Genomic DNA, 1,495 nt, shown 5'->3' with positions numbered 1-1,495 from the left:
CTGCAGTATGGCAGCTATACCCACTGAGCTTTCGCTCCATCCTGCCGCGCCGAAGTCTTGATTGCCCTTCGGCGCGTAGAAGAGCGGGCGGTCCGCCGCAGAGGTAGGCTCGGGGTGCCTGTTGTGGTTGAACTGAATGAGCGTATGAAGAATGTCCGCCAACTGAGGATGAATTCCTATGCGTCGGAGGAGCTTCCTCGGGGCTGCCCGCTTTTTGGCGCGTGCGATGTCAAGGGCGAACGCGAACGGCATATCGTCGATGACGACATCCCGAACCAGGTCGGATTCCATCAAATGGATGATGCTAGTCGGGCGCAACCCGAGGATGGTCGTCAGCATCGCGACTCCTCGCTCTCGGACTGCTTCGTATGTGTCGTCGTCGTCGCTGAGGATTGCATTCCTCCACAAAAGGGACTCTTCACGAGTGAGCGGTCCTGTAAGAGGATGACCATCTCTGACCGGTCCGCCCTTTCGATTTCCACCGACCACGACTCGATTTATCGTTGTTAACGCCTGACGGTCGAAGCCGGGGTGGGAGCGTTCGGCAAAGAAGCGGTAGTAGCCTCGGGTCCGCGCCCACTCCCAACGCCTGCCTTGCGCGGTCAGGTGGGATAGATACCCGAGCGCCGATGCGTGCATCGGAGCCGTTGGTTTGCTTTTGCAGAACCGAGCAAAACCCGACAGGTTCGTGTGGCAGTTCAGCGCGTCGATTGGTGATTCGGTCGTTAAGCGGTTCCCGATGTACTCCCTGATAGTCGAGGCCAAGGGCTCTCCAACGCTGTCAATCGAAGTCCACGGTAGTCTGCGGATTCCTACCGATGTAACGATGGTCCATCGATGAGGTTCGACTACAACCGGGTTGCCGTAGACGTCAAGAAAGTCTGCGTTATTGTTCATTTTGCGAAGAAGTTTGCTTGTCGGGCGGTGGCAACGGTTCGCGCGGTTTCCTCGCGCTCCCTCGCCGTATATGTCGCAACATTGTTAGAGAGCCAACCGTTCAGATACATGATGGTTCGCAGCATTTCCTCCTCCGCCAAGCCAAGGGCCTTGGCATCTCTCACCAGTCTCTCGGTGTTCGTGTGACGAAGAATGTGTGGCGTGAGTCCAGGGACGGCATGTTGCAGCTTCTGAAAAATGGCGTTGATTGTCCGCTTGGACAGCGGATTGCCGTCTACGGTCTCAAGGAAGAGGTATTCGCTGTCGGCCGCATTCGGGATTTGTGCCCGGTATTCGCGGATGTACTCTGCCGTGATTTCCGCTACTCTCTGAAGGACGGGATATTCGCGAGGCTGGGTCTTCAGCCTCGGCTCGTCCACTCGTGTGTCGTCCGGGTCATTCGTGTGAGCGTCGAATCGAATGTACGGCTCCGGGCCGCCGACGACGTCCTCGAGTTTCAGCTTCGCAACATCTCCTCGCCGGCCACCGGTGACAAGGTATAGAAGAACAAGCACGAAATTTCGATGCCTAACGAGCTTTTTCTTCCAGGGGTTTCGTG

General features: G+C 57.1%; 2 protein-coding genes. Both read right to left on the bottom strand.

The genetic code is table 11. From position 1 onward, the window contains the following. On the bottom strand, nt 1-339 hold a 339-nt coding region (locus ACWERV_RS36800; RefSeq protein WP_452941249.1), incomplete at its 3' end, for a hypothetical protein. A gap of 554 nt (nt 340-893) precedes the next feature. Beyond that, nucleotides 894-1,495: tyrosine-type recombinase/integrase (locus ACWERV_RS36795; RefSeq protein ID WP_452941247.1), on the bottom strand; the 602-nt coding region annotated here is incomplete at its 5' end.

Source organism: Streptomyces sp. NPDC004031 (genome assembly GCF_053604375.1).
The sequence above is the reverse complement of the archived record's forward strand: the minus strand, read 5'-3'. Positions and strand labels throughout refer to the sequence as shown.